Raw genomic sequence first — 22,161 nt, forward strand, 5'->3', positions numbered from 1 at the left:
GATCATGGCGTTCGTGACCACGGATGATGGCGCAGAGATCTACTACAAGGACTGGGGCAGCCCCGAGGCTCAGCCCATCATGTTCCACCACGGCTGGCCGCTCTCGTCGGATGACTGGGACGCCCAGATGCTGTACTTCCTCGGCAAGGGCTACCGTGTCATCGCCAGCGACCGCCGCGGGCACGGACGGTCGTCGCAGATCGGCACCGGGCACGACATGGATCACTACGCGAGCGATGCCTCGGCAGTCGTCGAGCACCTCGACCTCCGCAACGCGATTCACATCGGCCACTCGACGGGTGGCGGCCAGGTCGCACGCTACGTCGCACAGTACGGTCAGCCCCAGGGCCGAGTCGCCAAGGCTGTGCTCGTGTCATCCGTGCCCCCGCTGATGGTGCAGACCGACGCCAACCCCGAGGGCACGCCGATCTCGGTCTTCGACGGCTTCCGCGAGGCGCTGGCGGCGAACCGTGCGGAGTTCTTCCAGGCGGTCGCCTCCGGCCCCTTCTACGGATTCAACCGCGAGGGCGTGGAACTCTCCGAGCCCGTGGTCGCGAACTGGTGGCGCCAGGGGATGACGGGCAGCGCCCTGGCTCACTACGAGGGGATCAAGGCCTTCTCCGAGACCGACCAAACCGACGACCTCAAGGCCATCACGGTGCCGGTGCTGGTCATCCAGGGCGATGACGACCAGGTCGTGCCGTACAAGGATGCATCGGTGAAGCAGGCCGAGCTTCTGAGCGACTCGACTCTGAAGATCTACGAGGGCTTCCCGCACGGCATGCTGACCACGCACGCCGATGTGATCAACCCCGACATCCTCGCTTTCATCCAGCAGTAGCAGTCTCAGCGCGATGCGGCGGGCGCATCCGGGCTCAGTGCCCGGGTGCGCCCGTCGCTATGAGCCGGAGATCCCGGCCCCGACGACGTCGAAGGCCGCAGCGAGCAGTCCGATGGCCATCGCTTCGGGCAGCGGCTCGAGCGGCCGGTGCGCCCTCGGGTCCTCGTCGGGACCGTGGTCGGGACGAGGATCGCGGTCTCGGCGCCGGGGGACGAGGTGCGCATGCACATGCAGCCCTGCGGCCGCGGAGAGTGCGACGTCGATGCGATCGGCTCCGGTCGCTCGGCGGATGATGCGGGAGGCGAACTGGATGTCGATCAGGAAGAGCTCGGCGATCTCCGCCGGCGCGTCGGCGATGTCGTCGTAGTGATCGCGGAGGCTCAGGATGCTCCGGCCGGGGAACCGGGCGTCGGAGAACAGTCCGACACGCGACACGGTGAGCCTGCCCACCGGATCGGCCAGGACGAACGAACACTCTCGACAGCTCTTCACGTGGCCTCCTTCCCGGCATCGCCTCGACGTCCGCAAGCCGCTCAGAGTCCACGAAGAACTCTACGAGCGGCGCGACGATGCACGAAGAAATCCCCCGGGCCTGGCCATTCTCGACACTGCAGAGTAGAGTTCCGCGCCCGTCGGAGACCTGAGGTGGAGGATCGTCCACCGTCAGCAGGCGATCGATGAGGTGGGCCCTGCCGGGATCGAACCGACGACATCCACGGTGTAAACGTGGCGCTCTACCAGCTGAGCTAAAGGCCCTGGTGCGTCCAGTCTACAGATGACCCGATGCGCACCGATGTCGTGGAAGGGGGATAGGCTGAGGGCGGCACGCGTTGTGTACAACCGACAAGGTTGCCCGCGTCGCTTCCCGTTTCAATGGCATGACCTGCCAGCTTGACGAAAGGCTCCCCCGTGACTGTGCACGACCAGGATCCGTATTCCCAGGGCCCCCTCGACAGCGATCCGGAGGAGACGGGCGAGTGGCAGCAGTCGCTCGACGAGCTCGTCGACGCGAAGGGCCATGGCCGTGGCCGCGAGATCATGCTCAGCCTGCTCAAGCGCTCGAAGGAGCTGCACCTGGGCGTGCCGATGGTCCCGACCACGGACTACATCAACACGATCGCTCCTGAGAACGAGCCCGAGTTCCCGGGCGACGAAGAGGTCGAGCGTCGCTACCGCGCGTGGATCCGCTGGAACGCGGCCATCACGGTGCACCGCGCACAGCGCCCCGGCATCGGCGTGGGCGGTCACATCTCGACCTACGCGTCGTCGGCGGCTCTCTACGAGGTGGGTTTCAACCACTTCTTCAAGGGTCTCGACAACCCCGGCGGCGGAGACCAGATCTTCGTCCAGGGTCACGCCTCCCCCGGCACGTACGCCCGCTCGTTCCTCGAAGGCCGCCTGAGCGAAGACCAGCTCGACGGTTTCCGCCAGGAGAAGTCGCACGCGCCGTACGGCATCCCCTCGTACCCGCACCCGCGGCTGATGCCGGAGTACTGGCAGTTCCCGACCGTCTCGATGGGTCTCGGTCCGATCAACGCCATCTACCAGGCGATGTCGAACAAGTACCTCGAGAACCGCGGCATCAAGGACACCTCCGAGTCTCACGTCTGGGCCTTCCTCGGCGACGGTGAGATGGACGAGGTCGAGAGCCGCGGTCAGCTGCAGGTCGCAGCCAACGAGGGCCTCGACAACCTCACCTTCGTCGTCAACTGCAACCTGCAGCGTCTCGACGGCCCTGTGCGCGGCAACGGAAAGATCGTGCAGGAGCTCGAGTCGTTCTTCCGCGGCGCCGGCTGGAACGTCATCAAGGTCGTCTGGGGCCGCGAGTGGGACGACCTGCTCGCCCGCGACACCGAGGGCGCGCTGCTCAACCTGATGAACGTCACCCCCGACGGTGACTACCAGACCTACAAGGCCGAGTCCGGCGCGTACGTCCGCGAGCACTTCTTCGGCCGTGACGAGCGTGCCGCTGCTCTGGTCAAGGACTACTCCGACGACCAGATCTGGAACCTCAAGCGCGGTGGCCACGACTACCGCAAGGTCTACGCCGCCTTCAAGGCCGCGACCGAGCACAAGGGCAAGCCCACCGTCATCCTCGCCAAGACCGTCAAGGGCTACGGCCTGGGTCCGCACTTCGAGGGCCGCAACGCGACCCACCAGATGAAGAAGATGACGCTGGACAACCTCAAGACGTTCCGCGACGCGATGCACATCCCGATCACGGACGCGCAGCTCGAGGAGAACCCGTACCTGCCCCCGTACTACAACCCGGGCCCCCAGGACGAGACGATCCAGTACATGCTCGAGCGTCGCAACGCGCTCGGCGGCTTCCTGCCCGAGCGTCGCTCGACGCACGTCGGCCTGGCGCTCCCCGACGACACGGCGTACGCCCTGCCGAAGAAGGGCTCCGGCACGCAGGAGATCGCCACCACCATGGCGTTCGTCCGACTGCTGAAAGACCTGCTGCGCTCGAAGGACTTCGGCCACCGCATCGTGCCGATCATCCCCGATGAGGCCCGCACCTTCGGAATGGACGCCTACTTCCCGTCGGCGAAGATCTACAACCCGAACGGCCAGCACTACACCTCGGTCGACCGTGAGCTCCTCCTCGCCTACAAGGAGAGCCCGCAGGGTCAGATCGTGCACGTCGGCATCAACGAGGCCGGCGCACTCGCGGCGTTCACCGCGGCCGGCACCTCGTACGCCACGCACGGCGAGCCGCTGATCCCGATCTACCTCTTCTACTCGATGTTCGGATTCCAGCGCACGGGTGACGCGCAGTGGGCCGCCGGCGACCAGATGGCCCGCGGGTTCATCATGGGCGCCACGGCCGGCCGCACCACCCTCACGGGTGAGGGCCTGCAGCACGCCGACGGCCACTCGCACCTGCTCGCCGCCACCAACCCGGCGACGGTCTCGTACGACCCCGCCTACGGCTACGAGATCGCGCACATCATGCGCTCCGGTCTCGAGCGCATGTACGGCGGAGAGCACGAAGACCCGAACGTCATGTACTACATCACGCTCTACAACGAGCCGATGGTCATGCCCGCTGAGCCGGAGAACGTGGACGTCGACGGAATCGTGCGCGGCATCCACCGCGTGTCGGTCGGCGAGGGCGAAGGCCCCCGCGCTCAGCTCTTCGCATCGGGCGTCGGACTCCCCTGGGCCCTCGAGGCGCAGGCACTGCTCAAGAACGACTGGGGCGTGATCGCGGATGTCTGGTCGGTCACCTCGTGGACCGAACTGCGCCGCGACGGCCTGGCCGCCGACGAGCACAACTTCCTGCACCCCGAAGAAGAGCCCCGCACGGCGTACCTCACGCAGAAGCTGCAGGGTGCCGAGGGTCCCGTCGTCGCCATGAGCGACTTCATGCACGCCGTGCAGGACCAGATCCGTCCGTGGGTCCCGCAGCGTTTCGCGACGCTGGGCGCCGACGGCTTCGGCTTCTCCGACACGCGTGCAGCCGCTCGTCGCTTCTTCAAGATCGACGGTCCGTCGATCGTCGTCCGCACGCTGCAGTCTCTCGCCGAAGACGGGGTCGTCGACCGTTCTCTCGCCGCGCAGGCGATCCAGAAGTACAGCCTGCATGACGTGAACGCCGGCACCAGCGGCAACGCGGGCGGCGAAAGCTGAGTCGTCGGTGACGGGTTCCTCTTCGCGCGGCATGGGCAAGTCGGCCACGCTCACCTGGCTGCGCCGGATCTCCGGCGACATCGCCTCGGTGACGATCAAGCGCCTCGAGGACACCCTCCCGTGGTACGCCGACATGCCACCAGCCCGCCGCTCTGCGGTCGGGCTGGTGGCTCAGGCGGGCATCACGTCGTTCATCCAGTGGTACGAGGATCCGACGTCGACGCCATGGATCGCCGCTGACATCTTCGCGGCCGCACCCAGAGAGCTGCTGCGCAGCGTCAGCCTGCAGCAGACTCTGCAGCTCATCCGAGTCACCGTCGAGGTGACCGAAGAGCGCGTCGCCGGAAGAGGCGCAGATCTCCGAGAAGCGATCCTGCTGTACTCCCGCGACGTGGCCTTCGCCGCGGCCGACGTCTACGCCAGAGCCGCCGAGGCCCGCGGTCTGTGGGATGCCAGACTCGAGGCCCTCGTCGTCGACTCCATCCTCACCGGTGAAGCGGACGAAGAGCTGCCGAGTCGGATCGCCGCCTTGGGCTGGCACGGTCACGGAGAGGTCGCGGTGCTGGTCGGCACGACTCCGCCGCAGTTCGACGTCGACCTCGTGCGTCGCACAGCGCGAAAGCTCGCTGTCGACGTGCTCATCGGAGTGCAGGGATCCCGACTCGTGCTCGTGATCGGCCGCGCTCGCATCGCCGGCCAGGAGCCTGCCGAAGGCGAAGAGGAAGAACTCGGCTTCGAAGAGATCGCGACGCGACTCGAGCCCTCGTTCGGCCCCGGCTACGTCGTGCTCGGGCCTGCGGTCGCCGCGCTCGTCGACGCGAGCCAGAGTGCACGTGCGGCCCTCGCCGGGTTCGCCGTGGCGCGCGCATGGCGCAGCGCTCCCCGTCCGGTCGACGCAGACGACCTCCTTCCCGAGCGGGCGCTCGCGGGTGATCCCCTCGCCAAGCAGACGCTGATCGAGCGCATCTATCGTCCTCTGCAGGCGCACTCCACCGATCTCGTGACGACGCTCTGGAGTTACCTCGACAACGGCCGCTCGCTCGAGGCGACCGCCCGAGAGCTGTTCGTGCACCCGAACACGGTGCGCTACCGCCTGAAGCGCGTCAGCGAGGTCATCGGCTGGGACGCCACGGGTCCGCGCGAGGCTCTGATCCTGCAGACCGCGCTCATCCTCGGTTCGATCGGCGCCGCAGAGCAGGTCCGGCGCAGGGCTCCCCTGCGTCGTCCGTCGCGCTGATCGGCGATCTGAGCCCCATCAGCTGTACGCCACACACAAGGGTTTTCTCGAATCTTGTGATGGATCATCCACCACTGATGGCGGATCGTTGGCAGACTGGGGTTGTGATTGTCGTCGTATGCCCTGGACAGGGCTCGCAGACCCCCGGTTTCCTCTCCCCCTGGCTCGAGCTCGACGGTGTGGCAGACAGCCTCGCCGCGTACTCCGAGGCGGCGGAGGTCGATCTCCAGCAGCACGGCACGGTGTCGGATGCCGACACGATCCGCGACACGCGCATCGCCCAGCCTCTGATCGTCGCCGCATCCCTGATCGCGGCGAACGCGCTCACGGCGCGTGGCGGTCGCCCCGCCGACGGTGTCGCCGGGCACTCGGTCGGCGAGATCGCCGCGCTCGTGGGCAGCGGTGTGATCGACGCCCAGACCGGCATGCGCCTGGTGGGCATCCGCGGCCGCGCCATGGCTGACGCGGCGGCACAGACCCCCACCGGCATGAGCGCCGTGCTGGGCGGCGATGAAGAGGCGATCCTCACGCGTCTCACCGAGCTCGGGCTCTCCCCCGCCAATTACAACGGCGGCGGACAGCTCGTGGTCGCCGGCGAGCTCGCAGGACTCGACGCCCTCGCCTCCGAGCCCGTCAAGGGGACCCGCGTCATCCCGCTGCAGGTGGCTGGCGCATTCCACACGTCATACATGGCCTCAGCCGTCGCCGCTCTGCGCGATGCGGTCGCGACGGTCACCCCGGCCGACCCGCAGATCACCCTCTGGTCGAACCGTGATGGATCCGTCGTCGCCGATGGCGCACAGGCCCTGAGCCACCTCGTCGACCAGGTGTCGTCACCGGTGCGTTGGGACCTCTGCATGGCGTCGTTCGCCGATCACGGCATCACCGGCCTGATCGAGCTCGCGCCCGCCGGCGCGCTGACCGGTCTCGCCAAGCGCGGTCTGCGCGGAGTCCCCTCCGTGGCCGTGAAGACCCCCGATGATCTCGATGCGGCCGTCGCGCTGCTGAACGGAGAAGCCGCATGAGCCCCATCCTGAACCAGGTCACCGGTCCCGCCTTCACGCGGATCTACTCCTTCGGTGCTGCCCGTGGCGAGAACGCCGTGCCGAACGACGACCTGATCGGCCCCATCGACTCGAGCGACGAGTGGATCCGCCAGCGCACCGGCATCGTGACCCGCGTGCGCGCCGACAAGGGCACGGATGCGATCGACCTCGCCGCGATCGCCGGCGCGGAGGCCATCGAGAAGTCCGGCGTTCCCGCCGACCAGATCGACCTCGTGATCGTCGCCACCATCAGCAACCCGAAGCAGTCGCCGTCGGTCTCGGCGATCGTGGCCGACCGCGTGGGTGCGAACCCGGCTGCCGCCTACGACGTCAACGCGGCCTGCGCCGGCTACGCCTACGCGATCACTCAGGCCGACGCGCTCATCAAGTCGGGCGCCGCACGCTACGCGCTCGTGATCGGCACGGAGAAGCTCTCCGACGTCGTCGACCCTGCCGACCGGAGCATCTCGTTCCTGCTCGGCGACGGCGCGGGCGCTGCACTCATCGGTCCGAGCGACACGCCGGGCATCGCCCCCGCAGTGTGGGGTTCGGACGGCTCCAAGGCCGATGCGGTCGGCATGAACGCGACCCTGACCGAGTTCCGTGACGGCGAGGTGCCGTGGCCGACCCTGCGCCAGGAGGGCCAGACGGTCTTCCGCTGGGCCGTGTGGGAGATGGCGAAGGTCGCCCGCGAGGCGCTCGACAAGGCCGGCGTCGAACCGACCGACATCGCCGCGTTCATCCCGCATCAGGCCAACATGCGCATCATCGACGAGTTCGCCAAGCAGCTGAAGCTGCCGGAGTCGACCGTGATCGCGCGCGACATCGAGACCACCGGCAACACGTCGGCAGCCTCGATCCCCCTCGCCAGCCACCGGCTGATGGCCGAGCATCCCGAGCTCTCGGGTGGGCTCGCGCTGCAGATCGGCTTCGGCGCCGGACTCGTGTTCGCCGCCCAGGTCGTCGTCCTCCCCTGAGAACGCGCCGACTTTCCCTAGACTGTTCCACGGTTCCGAATACAAACCCGTAAGAAAGAGGAAGACCACATGGCTTTCACCAACGATGAGGTCCTCGCAGGCCTCGCAGAGCTCATCACCGACGAGACCGGCATCAACGCATCCGAGGTCGCCCTCGAGAAGTCGTTCACCGACGACCTCGACATCGACTCGATCTCGATGATGACGATCGTCGTCAACGCCGAGGAGAAGTTCGGCGTCACCATCCCCGACGACGAGGTCAAGAACCTCAAGACCGTCGGCGACGCTGTCAACTTCATCGTCGCAGGCCAGGAGTAATCCTCGAAGGATGCCACCCCCGCGCTGCCGGGGCGTGGCATCCTCCGCCTTGCCCGCTCTCTGCTCGACCCGCCTGACAAGGAACCACACATGACCAAGCGCATCGTCGTCACCGGCATCGGCGCCACGTCCGCCATCGGCGGGACAGCACCCGAGAACTGGACGAACCTGCTCGCAGGCCAGTCCGGCACCCGCACCCTCGAGCACGACTGGGTGCAGCAGTACGAACTTCCGGTCACCTTCGCCGCCGAGGCGATCGTCCGCCCCGAAGAGGTCCTGCCCCGCCACGAGGCGAAGCGGCTCGACCCCTCCTCGCAGTTCGCGCTCATCGCGGCACGCGAGGCCTGGGCGGATGCCGGTTCTCCCGAGGTCGCTCCCGAGCGTCTCGGAGTCGACTTCGCCACCGGCATCGGCGGCCTGTGGACCCTGCTCGACGCGTGGGACACCCTGCGCGAGAAGGGCCCCCGCCGCGTGATGCCGCTGACCGTTCCGATGCTCATGCCGAACGCGGCGGCCGGCAACCTGTCGCTGCAGTTCCAGGCTCGTGCCTACGCGCAGACAGTCGTCAGCGCCTGCGCCTCGAGCACCGAGTCGATCATCCACGCCTTCCACCACCTGCAGGACGGTCTCGCCGACGTCGTGATCGCCGGTGGCACCGAATCGGCCATCCACCCGATCACGATGGCGTCGTTCGCGTCCGCGCAGGCTCTGTCCCGCCGCAATGACGACCCGGCCACGGCCTCGCGTCCCGGCGCGATCGACCGCGACGGCTTCGTGATGGGCGAGGGCGCAGCCGCGCTCATCCTCGAGACCGAGGAGCACGCCAAGGCACGCGGCGCCAAGATCTACGGCTACGTTCTAGGGGGTGGCGTCACCGCTGATGCGTACCACATCACGGGCAACGACCCCGAGGGCACCGGCGCCGCACGGGCCGTCACGCAGGCGCTCGACGAGGCCGGCATCACCGCCGACCAGGTCGCGCACATCAACGCGCACGCGACGTCCACCCCCGTGGGCGACCCCAACGAGTACGTCGCGCTCAAGAAGGTCTTCGGCGAGCGGATCGATGAGATCCCCGTCTCGGCCACCAAGGCGTCGACCGGGCACCTGCTCGGCGGCACGGGAGCCCTCGAGGCGATCTTCGCGCTGCTCGCGCTCCGCGACCGCGTCGCCCCGCCGACCATCAACATGACCGAACCCGATCCGGCTGTGCCGTTCAAGCTCTCGGGCGAGGCGCAGCCTCTCGGCGACGGCCAGCTCTTCGCGATCAGCAACTCGTTCGGCTTCGGTGGCCACAACGCCGTCGCCGTCTTCGCGAGCGCCGACTGACCTGCAGCGCTGACGAAGAGCGGCCCCCGGGTATCCCGGGGGCCGCTCTCGTGTCTGCAGGTCTAGTGGGCGGTCGCCCGCGCGAGCTGACGGGATCTCGCCGCACGGATGCGAGTGGTCCACGGAAGGAACCAGCCGATGAGCGGTCCCACGCCGAAGGCGAAGAGCACCGTGCCCACGCCGACCGGACCACCGAGCAGGAAGCCGATCAGCAGCACGCCGCCCTCGATCAGGGTGCGCACGAGCCACACCGGCCACCCGGTGCGACCCACGAGCCCCGTCATCAGGCCGTCCCGCGGGCCGGGACCGAAGTCCGCCGCGATGTAGAGCCCGGTGGCGAAGGCGAGCAGCAACAGTCCCGCCACGAACATCGGTGCCCCGACCCAGATCGATGTCGGTGCGGGAATGACGGCGAGAGCCAGATCCGCGCTCGGCCCGACGAGCAGGGCATTGAGCAGGGTGCCCAGCCCGACGCGCTGCCGCAGGGGGATCCACAGGAGCAGCACGAGCACCGAGACCAGCACGGTGACGACGCCGTATCCGATCCCCGTCTGCCCCGAGACGCCGAGAGCGAGGACGTCCCACGGAGCGACGCCGATGCCTCCGCGCACCATCAGACCGAGGGCGACGCCGTAGAGGAACAACCCCACGAGCAGCTGCACGATGCGCTCGACGACGTCGCGTCGACTGGTGGCGCTGATCGGGAGGAGAACGGAACGAAGCTGCATCCCTCCATGCTGGCCCACCCATCCGTCTGGTTCACGAGACCACTCGGCGAGAAGTGGCCTGCTTTCTTCAGTCCACTTTGCGGCATCATGGACTCATGACCTCACGGCTCGTCCAGCAGCTCGGTGCCCACAACGTCGCCGGCGCCACAGCCAAGGCCCTCGCGGAGCACATCCGCGCATTGATCCTCGACGGTCGACTCACCGTGGGCGAGCGGCTGCCGAGCGAGCGATCGCTCGCGATCGAGCTGCGGCGGTCGCGTTCCACCACGACCCGTGTCTACGACCTCCTCGAGCGCGACGGCTACGTCTCTCGTCTGCACGGGGGCGGCACTCGCGTCACTCTGCCGCACACCGCGGCCCCGGCCGGCGGCGCAGCAGACGAGTCGGCCATCGACCTGTCGATCGCGTCGATGGATTCGACGCCTGGGCTGTACGACGCGACAGTGCGGTCACTCCCTCGGCTCGCTGCCATGCGCGGCACCAGCGGCTATTCACTGCAAGGGCTCCCCGAGCTGCGGGAGGCTGTCGCGCAGCGCTTCATCGAGCGCGGAGTGCCGACCGATGCGGACGAGATCATGATCACGTCCGGCGCGCTCAACGCGTTCAATCTGGTGCTCGCCTCGATCGGCCGGCGGGGCGAGCGCGCGCTCGTCGAGCAGCCCACCTTCCCGCATGCGCTCGAGGCGCTCCACCGCCACGGGTACCGGCTGCTGCCGACGCCGGTCGATGTCACAGGATGGGACGAGGGCCATCTCACCGACACCCTGCTGCGCGGACGCCCCCACCTCGCGTACCTGATCCCCGACTTCCACAATCCCACGGGGGCCACGCTCTCCGACGCCGAGCGGACACGCATCGCGGCCACGGCACGGAGCGTCGGCACACACCTGATCGTCGATGAGACGACCGCCGAGCTCGACATCGATCGCGACTGGACCCCGCTTCCCTTCTCCGCCTTCAGCCCGCTTGTGATCACCGTCGGCTCGATGTCGAAGATCGCCTGGGGAGGCATGCGCATAGGCTGGATCCGGGCGGACCGCTCGGTCATGACCCGTCTGCTCGCCACCCGTCCCTCGTTCGAGCTCGGCACCGCGCTGCTCGAACAGTGCATCGCCGTCGAGCTGCTGCAGGAGATGCCGGCGCTCACCGCGCATGTCGCGACACGCCTGTATGCCGGCCGCGAAGCCGTGGCGGCAGGACTCGGCTCCTTCGAGACCATCTCCATGCCACCCACGAGAGGCGGACTCTCCGCCTGGCTCGACCTCGGCGCCCCCGTGTCGACCGCCCTGTCGCTGGCCGCGCGTGCTCACGGACTGATCCTTCCGCCGGGGCCGCGGTTCTCGACGGGCGGCGTGCTCGAGAGGCGCCTGCGCATTCCGATCACCCTGCCGCCTGAGCGCACCGCCGAGGCGATGGGGCGACTGAGACTCGCGTGGGAGGACGTCATGACGGGGGGCCGCGCGGCCGGGGCCGAGATGCCACGCTCGGCCGTGATCTGACAGACGAAGACCCCGTCCCGGATGTTCGGGACGGGGTCTTCGTCATCTGTGGAACGGGGATTCGCCTTCTCAGCGTCCGGGATCGCTCACCGGCATCCGATACTCGCGCCTTCCCGTTCCAGGTCTGTGGGTCCGCCTAGCCGACCTTGTGCAGCCACACCACGCGGGCGTCGTCGCTCGCGTGACGGAACGGCTCCAGCTCCTCGTCCCAGGCGGAGCCGAGCGCGATGTCGAGCTCACGCTGCAGCTCGGTCGCGCTGCCTGCGGCGATCTCCATCGCATAGCGGATGCGGTCCTCGCCCACGACGATGTTTCCCGCGGCATCCGTCTGCGCATAGTGGATGCCGAGGTCGGGCGTGTGCAGCCAGCGTCCGCCGTCGCTGCGGGGTGTGGGATCCTCGGTGACCTCGAAACGGAGATGCTCCCACCCGCGGATCGCGGTTGCAAGAGCGGCACCCGTGCCGACCGGGCCGTCCCAGTAGAACTCGGCGCGTCGAGCGCCGTCGAGCACCGGCTGGTCGCTCCAGTCGAAGTTCACTGCGCGACCGATAGCGCGACCGACCGCCCATTCCAGGTGCGGGCAGAGCGCGCGAGGTGCAGAGTGGATGAACACCACTCCGCGTGCGTAAGCCGTCGCCATGATCTCTCCGTTTCATCAGGTGCGTCTTCCCCAACGACCTGAAACAACGAGAACTGGCGTGAATATGCGGTTGTGGGCCTATTCTCGCCCAGACCAGGCGAAATCACAAGCATGTGATTCACACGACGAAGGCCCCGGTCGCGCGGGACCGGGGCCTTCAGACCGCGAACGGCCGTTGATCAGACGAGGATCACGCCTCGCTCATGGCCTGCTTGACCTGCTGTCCCTTTGCGGCGTAGTACGCGGCGCGTGCGGCGTCGCGGCGGGCCTGCTCGGCGTATCCGGCCTCGAGAACCTCCTGCGGGACCTCGACGTTAGGCACGTCCTGCGTGCCGTGGTACTTCTCGATGTAGGCGTCGAGCTCGGGGCCGGACGTCCACGACGTGATGAGGCAGTAGCGCGGCTCCGTGCCCACGTGGGTCGCGGCGTGCCACAGACGCTGCGTGTCGACGATGAGCTGAGCGCCCGCCGGCAGAGCGATGCGGTACTCGATGCTCGGGTCGGTGCGGTTCTCGCGCAGGACGAAGAAGCTGTCCTTGTCGTCGCTGAGGTTGAAGAACCCGCGGACGACCCAGCCGGTGCCGTCGGGGTTCAGACGGTTGTTGTCGTCCTGGTGGAGGTTGTAGAGGCACTCGCCGTACGGAGTCGGCTGCAGCTCGATGACGCGGCAGCGACCGACGTTGGCACCGGGCTCCTGCGCGCGACGCGTGAGGTTGGGGGCCTTGGCGGTCTGCGAGTCGATCCAGACGCCATCCTTGTCGGTGCGCGGCGGCTTGTGGTTCCAGAAGCCGTTGCACTCGATCTCGCCCTTGGCGCTGGCGAGAGGGGCGAAGCGGGTGTCACCCGACGACTTCCAGTCGTTGTACTCGATGTCGAGCCACTCCTTGGGGTCGAGCTCCTGGTTGTAGCTGTCGAGAACGACGAAGCCCTTGTCTTCGAGCGCAGCGGACTTGATGTATCCCATGATCTGAACCAGATCCTTTCATCGGGGGCCAGCACGTTTTAACAGGCCCTGATAAGGCAAGCCTAACAGGGCACTTCTGGAGCGCCGCCGAGGGCCGCCGTGAATAAGCGAATAGACTGAATCGGGCGCCTGGCGACTCCTCGGCGCACGGCGTTACGGGAGGACGAGACACCAGCATGAGCACTGCGACCAACGTCGAGGCGACAGCTGTCAACACGATCGAGTGGCTCGCAGAGGACTCCACGACCATCGTCGTGCCGGTGTACCAGCGTCAGTACAGGTGGGACATCGGCGGCTGCGAGCAGCTGCTCTCCGACGTCCGGGCCGTCGCCCGTGAAGACTCGTCGCACCGTCACTTCATCGGGTCGATCCTCTCGGCCGCCGACGACAGCGACGCCGACACCGACCTCGTGCTGATCGACGGCCAGCAGCGCATCACGACGCTGATGCTGCTGGTCGCAGCGCTCCGACATGCGGTTCAGGACTCCGATCCCCTGCTCGCCGCCGACCTCGACCGGGTGCTCGTGCGCCCGGACGACCCCGATCGCACCAAGCTGCGCCCTCACGACGCGTGGGCCGAGCTGTACGAGTCCGTGGTGCTGGAGCGCGATGTCCAGGCAGAGCGCGAATCTCGGTTCGATGACAATTACGCGTTCTTCCGGAGCCAGGTGCACGCCGACGAGGCGCCGCAGATCTGGGCGGGTCTGAAGAAGCTCGAGCACGTCTCGATCACCCTCGGCGCCGACGCGAACGCGCAGCAGATCTTCGAGAGCCTGAACTCCACCGGCGAGCCGCTGCGCGATCACGAGCTCATCCACAACTACATGCTGATGGGGTTGACCCACGCCGAGCAGCTCGACGTCGAGGCGCGGTTCTGGCTCCCGATCGAGCAGCACACCGGTGAGACCATCGGCGCGTTCTGGCGGCACTACCTCGTGATGACGACGGGGCGCGAGGTGGCGGCCAACGGCGAGCACGGTGTCTACAGCGCGTTCCGACAGTCCTTCCCCCGCGTCGACCTCGATCACCTGCAGGCGGACGCCGAGGTCTGGCGCCACTACGCCGAGATCTACGGCATACTGCTCGACCCGTCTCTCGAGCGCGACCCCGAGATCGCTCGGCAGCTGCGATACGTGAACACCTTCGGCCGCGCAGCCTATCCGCTCGTTCTCCGCGTCTACAGCGATCACAGCCGCGGGCTCATCGGCCGCGACGAGCTCGTCGAGACGCTCGAGTGGATCCAGGCGATGTATCTGCGGCGCACGCTCGTGAACCTGCCCAACGAGCGACTCGTGGCCCGCCTCTGCCGAGCGCGCGCGAACGGAAGAGAGGCACTGGCTCGAGCGTTCGCCCGGATCACGCCGTCGGACGAGCGCGTCAGCGCCGTGCTGAAGTACAGCGAGCTGCCGCATCCGGCCTATGTCCTCGGGCGGCTCGAGGGAGTCGACGACCCTGACGAGTTCGATGTGGAGCACATCGTGCCCACAGTCCCCAGCGACAGCTGGTCGGGCGACGGCCAGCGTCCGTGGATCGACTACTCGGACGACGAGCGCAACGCGCATCGCGCGCTGGCCCCGACACTCGGCAATCTCACTCTGCTCGAGCAGTCCCTCGCTGAGCGGGTCTTCGGAGAGTCGTACTCCGTGAAACGGGGCGCGGCGTATGCTCGCAGCTCCGTCCCCGAGACCAGTGCACTCGCTGCCACGGAGACGTGGGGAACGGCGGCCATCTCTCAGCGCACGATCCGGCTCACCTCCGATCTGCTGAGGATCTGGGCCCGCCCCGCACTGCCCGAGATCGACGACGACGGGCTCACTCCCATCCTCGATGCGGTGCGTCGGCGCGGGTGGCCGGCCGGGTGGGAGCGCGAGTTCGAGTATGTCGAGTACCGCGGAGAGCGCTGGGAGGTCTTCGACGTCAAACACCTCTTCAACCGCGTCTTCCGTCGCGCGTGGACGGACACCCGCGATGCCGCCGTGTCGTACTGCGCCGCCCACGGCGGCCCGATCTACGACTCGATGGCCTGGAAGGGGCAGTGGGATCAGCTGGACGATACCCACCACCTCTACATGGGCTGGGATTCGAACTACATGATGAACGCAGTGCAGGGCGCGCTCGACGAGGCGGACATCGCCTCGGAGGTCTTCGTCAAGTACTCCTACATCGGGAATGTGATGTGACATGACGACAACCATCCGCCGCCTCCTCGACCTGACAGTCGAAGAGCACACACTGACCGTCCCGCTCGTGTGGGGAGATCCGACAGACACCCGCACGATCGACATCTTCGCGCGGGTCGTCACACGAGAAGGAGGCGAACGCCTCCCCTATCTGGTCTTCCTGCAGGGCGGGCCGGGCCACGAGGCCCCTCGACCGTTCCACTCGTCGACGTCCCCCGCCTGGCTCGACGAGGCCCTCGCGCACTATCGGGTCGTGATGCTCGACCAGCGAGGCACCGGGCTCTCGACGCCGGTCGGCGATGCCGATCTCGAGCGCGGCTCCGCTGCGGTCGCCGAGTACCTCACGCATCTGCGCGCCGATGCGATCGTCCGCGACTGCGAGGCGATGCGCGAGCACCTCAGCGCGGAGACGTGGAGCGTGCTCGGCCAGTCCTTCGGGGGATTCACGACCCTGGCCTACCTGTCCACCGATTCGGACTCGCTCGCCGATGTCTTCATCACCGGCGGACTCAGCACCGTCGACCGGCACCCCGACGAGGTCTACGCGCTCTGCTACGACAAGATGCGCGCCGCCTCCGAGCGGTATTACCGCCGGTTCCCCGAGCACCGAGACGTCATGCGCCGCTTGGTCGATCAGGCCGCGGCAGGCGAGATCGTGCTTCCCGACGGCGAAGTGGTCTCGCCGTCACGGCTGCGCTCCGTGGGCTCGGCGCTCGGCACGAATGACGGGTGGCAGACCGTATGGTCGCTGCTCGAGCGCGATCCCGCGTCGAACGCGTTCCGCCATGATCTGATGCACGCCATGCCGTACGGCGGCCGCAACCCGCTCTACTTCGCGTTCCACGAATCGAGCTACGCGAGCGGGCACGCCACACGCTGGTCGGCGGAACGCACAGAGCCGCAGGACTTCCGCGACGACGTCACACTGTTCACGGGCGAGCACATCCGCCGCGAGTGGACCGAGACCGTGCCCGCCTTCCAGCCGTGGCGAGACGTCACGCTCGCGCTGGCGGACTTCGAGTGGCCCCGGATCTACAACGAGGTCGCCATCGCCGCCTCCGGTGCGACGGGCGCTGCCGCCGTCTATGTGAACGACGTCTATGTCCCGATGGAGTTCTCACTCGAGACCGCACGCCTGCTGCCCGGCGTCGAGCTCTGGGTGACCAGTGAGCACGAGCACAACGGCGTGCGCTCCGGCCCTGTGCTGACGCACCTCATCGACCTCGCGCACGGACGACGCATCCGCTGAGCATCTCCGCCGGAATCCTCCTGCAGACGGATGCCGAGGCGGCGGCGGCCGAATAGCCTGGTCTCATGGCCGACGCACTCGGGATGCTGCTCACGATCGCGATCCTCCTCGTCGTGGTGATCGCGATCGTCGTGGTGATCGTCGCGGTCTACGCGAAGGCGCCGCTCGAGAAGAAGTACGAGAGCGCAGGCGGCGGACTGGGCGGTTCGTTCGACGCGATCTGGATGCCATCGGCACACGAGGCCGGGATGGAGCGCGATCGCCAGACGAAGCGCACCGCACCGGCGCCCGCTCCCGGCGACCCGCCCGGCAGGATCGACGGGGAACGCATCATCATCGACATCTGACCCCGCGATCCACCGGGATGAGACGACGAAGGCCCCGTGTTCCGAGGAACACGGGGCCTTCGAACGCGGTGATCGTTACTTGCTCGATCCGCCGAAGCCCTTGAAGCGCTGGTTGAACTTCTCGACGCGGCCGGCCGAGTCCATGATGCGCTGCTTGCCCGTGTAGAACGGGTGCGATGCCGACGAGATCTCGACGTCGATGACGGGGTACTCGACGCCGTCGAGCTCGATCGTCTTGTCGCTGGAGACAGTCGAACGGGTGAGGAACGTCTCGCCCGAGCCGAGGTCGCGGAACACGACTGCCTTGTACACGGGGTGAATGTCAGTCTTCATGGGATTCCTTAGTTGCTGCCCTGGATTGTGCCAGGGACGAGGGAAGTCTGCGGTGCAGAGAGCACCAAGGATCGATTCTATCAGATCCGCGTCAGGATGCCGCGCGGGCCGCGTAGCGGCCCTCGTCGCTGCTCAGAACGATCGGCATTCCGAACGTCTCGGTCAGCGTATCGGCGGTCAGGGTCTCGGCGATGGGTCCGGCTGCCACGATGCGCCCCTCGCGCATGAGCAGCACGTGCGTGAAACCGACCGGGATCTCCTCGACGTGATGCGTGACCATCAGCATCGCGGGTGTCGTCGGCGACGAGGCATAGCCGCTCAGGAGCGCGAGCAGCTCCTCGCGCGAACCGAGGTCGAGCGAGGCCGTCGGCTCGTCGAGCAGCAGCAGCTCGGGGTCGGTCATCACGGCCCGGGCGATCTGGACGCGCTTCTGCTCGCCGTCGCTCAGGGTTCCGAACGTGCGATCAGCCAGGTGGTCGAGACGCCAGTCGCCGAGCACCCGCAGCGCGCGGCGCTCGTCGATGTCCTCGTAGTTCTCGTTCCAGCGCCCCAGAACGGAGTACGCCGCCGTGAGCACCGTGTTCAGGACGGTCTCGTCGCGCGGCACGCGCTTCGCCATCGCCGACGAGGCGAAGCCGATGCGGGGGCGCAGTTCGAACACGTCGGTTCGACCGAGGGTCTCCCCCAGCACGGTGACGGCTCCGGAGGTCGGGTGCATCAGCGTGTCCGCCAGCTGGAGCAGTGTGGTCTTGCCGGCGCCGTTGGGTCCGAGGATCACCCACCGCTGATCATCGTCGACCTGCCAGGTCACGTGATCGATGATGTCGCGCCCCTCGCGGCGCACGACGACGTCGGTGAATTCCAAGGCGATCGACATGCCTCCAGCCTATCGGCTCAGGCGGTCAGCTCCGCGTAGAGCGCGCGCGTGGTGTCGGCGATCGCATCCCAGCTGAACTCGTCGCGCGCGCGCTCCCGACCGGCCGCGCCGTAGGCGCGAGCCTGCTCCGGATCGGACGTCACCTCGGTGAGCACGCTCGCGAGGTCGGCGACATAGCGCTCGGGGTCGACCGGCGTCCCTGTGCCGTCCTGCAGCTGCTCGATCGGCACGAGACGCCCTGTCACGCCGTCGTCGACGACCTCGGGGATGCCCCCGGTGGCCGTGCCGACGACAGCGGCACCGCACGCCATGGCCTCGAGGTTCACGATCCCCAGCGGTTCATACACCGACGGGCATACGAAGGTCGTGGCCGCTGTGAGGATCGCCGAGAGCTCGTCGCGCGGCAGCATCCGATCGATCCAGATGACGCCCTCGCGGGTCTGCTGGAGAAGCCGCACGCCCTCCTGCACCTCCGCCATGATCTCGGGGGTGTCGGGTGCGCCGGCGCAGAGGATCAGCTGAACCTCCGGCGGCAGCAGACGAGCGGCCTGCAGGAGGTACGGCAGACCCTTCTGACGGGTGATCCGACCGACGAAGACGACAGACGGTCGAGTCGGGTCCATGCCCACCGACTCGAGGAACGCGGGGTTCTGCACCGGACGCCACCGCTCGACGTCGATGCCGTTGTGGATCACACGCACCCGGGCGGGGTCGACGGAGGGATAGCTGCGCAGGATGTCTTCGCGCATGCCGGCGCTGACCGCGATCACCGCCGCAGCGTTCTCGTAGGCGAGCTTCTCGATGCCGCTCGACACCGCGTATCCCCCGCCGAGCTGCTCCGCCTTCCAGGGGCGCAGCGGCTCGAGACTGTGGGCGGTGAGCACGTGAGGGATGCCGTGCAGCTGCGAGGCGAGGTGTCCGGCGAAGTTCGCGTACCAGGTGTGGCTGTGCACGAGGTCGGCGTCGGAGATGGCCGCCACGATCTCGAGATCGGTCCCGAGCGTCTGCAGAGCGGCATTGGCCGAGGCCAACTCCGACGGGGCCTGATAGGAGAAAGTACCCGCCTCATCTCGGGGGGAACCGAAGGCACGAACCTGTACATCGATATTCTGCCGCAGGGCCGTGACGAGCTCTGCGACGTGCACACCGGCACCTCCGTAAATCTCCGGCGGGTATTCCTTCGTGATCATCTCGACGCGCATGTCTAGACGGTAGTGACTCACTTGTCCAGATGCTAGTTAGCCGAGCCGAATCACATCTATTGTGGGTGCATGTCCGCACCAAAGAAGATCTTCGGCATCATCCTCGCCGGCGGCGAGGGAAAGCGTCTCATGCCCCTCACGGGCGACCGAGCAAAACCTGCAGTGCCTTTCGGCGGACAGTATCGCTTGATCGATTTCGCGATATCGAACCTCATCAACTCGGGTCTGCGACAGATCGTCGTCCTCACGCAGTACAAGTCGCACAGCCTCGACCGTCACATCTCGCAGACCTGGCGCATGTCGGCGCTGCTCGACTCGTACGTCACCTCCGTGCCCGCGCAGCAGCGTCTCGGAAAGCGCTGGTTCTCCGGCTCGGCCGACGCGATCCTGCAGAGCCTCAACCTCATCAACGACGAGAAGCCCGACATCGTCGTGGTGATCGGTGCCGACCACGTCTATCGCATGGACTTCCGGCAGATGCTCGACGCGCACATCGAGTCGGGCGCGAAGGCCACCGTCGCCGGCATCCGCCAGCCGCTCGCGATGGCGTCTCAGTTCGGTGTGATCGACGCCGACACCGAGTCGGGCCGCATCAAGCAGTTCCTCGAGAAGCCGACCGACATCGCAGGGCTCGAGGACTCCCCTCACGAGGTGCTCGCCTCGATGGGCAACTACATCTTCGACGCCGACGCGCTGATCGCCGCGGTCGAGGCAGACGGCGAGTCCCCCACCTCCGGTCATGACATGGGCGGCGACATCGTGCCGTACTTCGTCGATCGAGGCGAGGCCGGCTACTACGACATGAAGCGCAACGACGTCCCGGGGTCCTCCCCGCGCGACCGCTCCTACTGGCGTGACGTGGGCACCATCGACTCCTTCTTCGACGCGCACATGGACCTGATCTCCACGCTGCCGATCTTCAACCTCTACAACATGGAGTGGCCCATCCACTCGCAGGCCGTGAACTCGCCGCCCGCGAAGTTCGTGCGAGACTCCGTCGGGCGTATCGGCAACGCGATCGACTCGATCGTGTCCCTCGGATCCGTGCTCTCGGGCACGCATCTCGAGCGCAGCGTCGTCGGCCCGTGGACTCTCGCCGGCGGCGGTTCGACCATCACCGATTCGGTCGTCTTCGACGGAGTGAGAGTAGGCGCCGGTTCCCGGGTGCATCGAGCCATCCTCGACAAGAACGTCGTGCTCGCCGACGGCGCGACCGTCGGCGTCGACCGCGAACGCGATCTCGCGCGAGGCTTCACCGTGACCGAATCCGGCATCACTGTGGTGGGCAAGGGGCTCTTCATCGATCGCTGAGGATGTCGGCCGAAGACCGCCGTGCACCGACCCGCGCCTTGCGGTCGATAGGCTCAGAGGCGTGACTGCCGCTCGATTCCTCGTCGTCCTCGATGCCGATTCCACCCTCATCCGCAATGAGGTGATCGAACTGATCGCCGACGAGGTGGGGCGCGGCGCCGAGGTGCAGGCAGCCACCGAAGCCGCGATGCGCGGCGAGATCGACTTCGCCACGAGCCTGCGCTCACGCGTCGCAGCTCTCGAAGGCGTTCCTGTCTCGGGTTTCGCTCGAGTGCTCGCCCGGATCGAGCCGACTCCGGGCGTGCGTGAGCTCACTGCCGCCGTGCATCAGCGCGGGGGTGTCGTCGGGGTCGTGTCGGGCGGATTCCACGAGATCCTCGACGATGTCGCACCGGAGCTCGGTGTCGACCGTTGGCGCGCCAATCGACTCGAGGTGGTCGACGGTGCTCTGGCGGGTCGGGTCGACGGCGAGATCGTCGATGCCGCTGTGAAGGCCGCCTCGCTGCTGGAGTGGGCGGACGAGCTCGGAGTGCCCCGCCACGCCACGATCGCCATCGGCGACGGAGCCAATGACCTGCAGATGATGGCGGTCGCGGGACTCGGACTGGCGTTCAACGCGAAGCCCGCCGTGCGCGAGGCTGCGAGCCTCGTCATCGGACCGCAGGATCTCTCCGAGGTCATCGCGCTGCTGCCCTAGCGGATGTCCTATGCCCCGTCTACCCTCGGGCGCATGGACATCATCCTCATCCCCGGTCTCTGGCTCGACGCGTCCAGCTGGAGCGAAGTGACCACCGATCTCGAACGCGCAGGGCACACCGTGCATCCGCTGACCATGCCGGGCGTGGGCCTCCCGGCCGCCGAGTCCGCTGACATCGGCATCGCCGACTGGGTCGACGCCGCTGTCGCCGCCGTGGACGCCGTCGCCGCGCCCGTGGTCGTCGTCGGTCACAGCGGCGGTGGCAACGTCGCCTGGGGCGTGGCCGATGCGCGGCCCGACCGCGTCTCGCGGGTGATATTCGTCGACACCGTACCGCCGCCGTCCGGATTCGGCATCAGCGAGTTCGAGATCGTGGACGGCGTCGTCCCGTTCCCCGGATGGGAGTTCTTCCCTGCGGAAGACGTCGACGACCTCGACGAGGCGACCCGTGCGCGCACCGCGCCGCTCACGCACAGCGTGCCAGCGCGCGTGCCCACCGATGAGATCGAGCTCGGCCCCGGTGCGCGGCACCGGGTGCCGGTGACGCTGCTCATGGGAGGTCTCGACCAGGAGACTCTCGAGTCCGAGCTCGAGCAGTGGGGGCCGTATGCCGAAGAGTTCCGTGCGATCGACGATGCCGAGGTCGTGCGCATCGGCTCAGGTCACTGGCCTCAGTTCTCGGTACCGAACAGACTCGCCGCGCTGCTCGATGCGGCGATCACCCGCCGATGACGGTACGTCGTCGGTGGA

Annotated in this window: 21 protein-coding genes and 1 tRNA gene; 14 read left to right on the forward strand and 8 right to left on the reverse strand. The window is 67.6% G+C overall.

The genetic code is table 11. The features are described 5' to 3' along the window. Positions 1-4: 4 nt before the first annotated feature. Positions 5-841, forward strand: coding sequence for an alpha/beta fold hydrolase (locus RU09_RS03420; protein ID WP_042537505.1), 837 nt, complete (start codon positions 5-7; stop codon positions 839-841). Positions 842-898: 57 nt separating this feature from the next. Here RU09_RS03420 and RU09_RS03425 read toward each other — a convergent pair whose 3' ends face one another. Together RU09_RS03425 and RU09_RS03430 are read right to left on the reverse strand one after the other, a co-directional pair. Beyond that, positions 899-1,333 carry a hypothetical protein gene (locus RU09_RS03425; protein WP_042537510.1) on the reverse strand — a complete coding sequence of 145 codons (435 nt, stop codon included), beginning with the start codon at positions 1,331-1,333 and terminating at the stop codon, positions 899-901. Positions 1,334-1,524: 191 nt separating this feature from the next. Then, positions 1,525-1,597, reverse strand: a tRNA-Val gene (locus RU09_RS03430). A 153-nt stretch (positions 1,598-1,750) separates the two neighbouring features. Here RU09_RS03430 and aceE point away from each other — a divergent pair. The 6 genes from aceE to RU09_RS03460 all read left to right on the forward strand — a co-directional run bounded on the left by aceE (position 1,751) and on the right by RU09_RS03460 (position 9,384). Next, on the forward strand, positions 1,751-4,477 hold the full coding sequence (aceE, locus tag RU09_RS03435; RefSeq protein ID WP_042537511.1) for a pyruvate dehydrogenase (acetyl-transferring), homodimeric type: 2,727 nt from the start codon (positions 1,751-1,753) through the stop codon (positions 4,475-4,477). A 31-nt stretch (positions 4,478-4,508) separates the two neighbouring features. Then, entirely contained in the window at positions 4,509-5,714 is a 1,206-nt protein-coding gene (locus RU09_RS03440) for a PucR family transcriptional regulator (RefSeq protein WP_042537512.1), read from the forward strand. Between the two features lie 104 nt (positions 5,715-5,818). Continuing rightward, positions 5,819-6,739: an ACP S-malonyltransferase gene (locus RU09_RS03445; protein WP_042537514.1), complete on the forward strand. Its 921-nt coding sequence runs from the start codon at positions 5,819-5,821 to the stop codon at positions 6,737-6,739. Continuing rightward, entirely contained in the window at positions 6,736-7,737 is a 1,002-nt protein-coding gene (locus RU09_RS03450; protein ID WP_042537516.1) for a beta-ketoacyl-ACP synthase III, read from the forward strand. The genes RU09_RS03445 and RU09_RS03450 overlap by 4 nt, the downstream gene beginning before the upstream one ends. 69 nt (positions 7,738-7,806) lie before the next feature. Further along, positions 7,807-8,055 carry an acyl carrier protein gene (locus tag RU09_RS03455; RefSeq protein WP_017202249.1) on the forward strand — a complete coding sequence of 83 codons (249 nt, stop codon included), beginning with the start codon at positions 7,807-7,809 and terminating at the stop codon, positions 8,053-8,055. Positions 8,056-8,145: 90 nt separating this feature from the next. Continuing rightward, positions 8,146-9,384, forward strand: coding sequence for a beta-ketoacyl-[acyl-carrier-protein] synthase family protein (locus tag RU09_RS03460; RefSeq protein ID WP_042537520.1), 1,239 nt, complete (start codon positions 8,146-8,148; stop codon positions 9,382-9,384). Between the two features lie 62 nt (positions 9,385-9,446). Here RU09_RS03460 and yczE read toward each other — a convergent pair whose 3' ends face one another. After that, on the reverse strand, positions 9,447-10,112 hold the full coding sequence (yczE, locus tag RU09_RS03465) for a membrane protein YczE (protein ID WP_042537522.1): 666 nt from the start codon (positions 10,110-10,112) through the stop codon (positions 9,447-9,449). 95 nt (positions 10,113-10,207) lie between these two features. On the opposite strand from yczE, the gene yczR reads away from it, so the two are divergent. After that, on the forward strand, positions 10,208-11,611 hold the full coding sequence (gene yczR, locus RU09_RS03470; RefSeq protein ID WP_042537524.1) for a MocR-like transcription factor YczR: 1,404 nt from the start codon (positions 10,208-10,210) through the stop codon (positions 11,609-11,611). Between the two features lie 136 nt (positions 11,612-11,747). Here yczR and RU09_RS03475 read toward each other — a convergent pair whose 3' ends face one another. Together RU09_RS03475 and RU09_RS03480 are read right to left on the reverse strand one after the other, a co-directional pair. After that, a complete protein-coding gene (locus tag RU09_RS03475) occupies positions 11,748-12,251 on the reverse strand; it encodes a DUF3145 domain-containing protein (protein ID WP_042537526.1) in 504 nt (167 codons plus the stop codon). A gap of 190 nt (positions 12,252-12,441) precedes the next feature. Beyond that, on the reverse strand, positions 12,442-13,215 hold the full coding sequence (locus RU09_RS03480) for a hypothetical protein (protein WP_042537528.1): 774 nt from the start codon (positions 13,213-13,215) through the stop codon (positions 12,442-12,444). 176 nt (positions 13,216-13,391) lie between these two features. Here RU09_RS03480 and RU09_RS03485 point away from each other — a divergent pair, with 176 nt between their 5' ends. From RU09_RS03485 to RU09_RS03495, 3 genes are all read left to right on the forward strand, one after another. After that, the gene (locus RU09_RS03485) at positions 13,392-15,395 is read left to right on the forward strand and encodes a DUF262 domain-containing protein (RefSeq protein WP_042537530.1); all 2,004 of its coding nucleotides are present in this window, start codon (positions 13,392-13,394) and stop codon (positions 15,393-15,395) included. Position 15,396: 1 nt separating this feature from the next. Continuing rightward, on the forward strand, positions 15,397-16,644 hold the full coding sequence (locus RU09_RS03490) for an alpha/beta fold hydrolase (RefSeq protein ID WP_042537532.1): 1,248 nt from the start codon (positions 15,397-15,399) through the stop codon (positions 16,642-16,644). Between the two features lie 65 nt (positions 16,645-16,709). Further along, on the forward strand, positions 16,710-16,991 hold the full coding sequence (locus RU09_RS03495) for a hypothetical protein (RefSeq protein WP_042537534.1): 282 nt from the start codon (positions 16,710-16,712) through the stop codon (positions 16,989-16,991). A 75-nt stretch (positions 16,992-17,066) separates the two neighbouring features. On the opposite strand, the gene RU09_RS03500 is transcribed toward RU09_RS03495, so the two are convergent. From RU09_RS03500 to glgA, 3 genes are all read right to left on the reverse strand, one after another. Continuing rightward, complete coding sequence (locus tag RU09_RS03500; protein ID WP_042537536.1) at positions 17,067-17,324, reverse strand: type B 50S ribosomal protein L31; 258 nt, start codon at positions 17,322-17,324, stop codon at positions 17,067-17,069. Between the two features lie 91 nt (positions 17,325-17,415). Next, complete coding sequence (locus RU09_RS03505; RefSeq protein ID WP_042537538.1) at positions 17,416-18,201, reverse strand: ABC transporter ATP-binding protein; 786 nt, start codon at positions 18,199-18,201, stop codon at positions 17,416-17,418. Positions 18,202-18,218: 17 nt separating this feature from the next. Further along, positions 18,219-19,403, reverse strand: a complete 1,185-nt coding sequence (gene glgA, locus RU09_RS03510) for a glycogen synthase (RefSeq protein ID WP_042537541.1) — start codon at positions 19,401-19,403, stop codon at positions 18,219-18,221. Positions 19,404-19,472: 69 nt separating this feature from the next. Here glgA and glgC point away from each other — a divergent pair, with 69 nt between their 5' ends. The 3 genes from glgC (at position 19,473) to RU09_RS03525 (ending at position 22,143) form a co-directional block, all read left to right on the forward strand. After that, complete coding sequence (glgC, locus tag RU09_RS03515) at positions 19,473-20,714, forward strand: glucose-1-phosphate adenylyltransferase (RefSeq protein WP_042537543.1); 1,242 nt, start codon at positions 19,473-19,475, stop codon at positions 20,712-20,714. 61 nt (positions 20,715-20,775) lie between these two features. Next, a complete protein-coding gene (gene serB / locus RU09_RS03520) occupies positions 20,776-21,411 on the forward strand; it encodes a phosphoserine phosphatase SerB (RefSeq protein ID WP_042537545.1) in 636 nt (211 codons plus the stop codon). 33 nt (positions 21,412-21,444) lie between these two features. Continuing rightward, positions 21,445-22,143, forward strand: coding sequence for an alpha/beta fold hydrolase (locus RU09_RS03525; protein WP_042537547.1), 699 nt, complete (start codon positions 21,445-21,447; stop codon positions 22,141-22,143). Positions 22,144-22,161 lie beyond the last annotated feature (18 nt).

Source organism: Microbacterium sp. MEJ108Y, from assembly GCF_000834175.1.
Classification (GTDB): Bacteria; Actinomycetota; Actinomycetes; order Actinomycetales; family Microbacteriaceae; genus Microbacterium; species Microbacterium forte.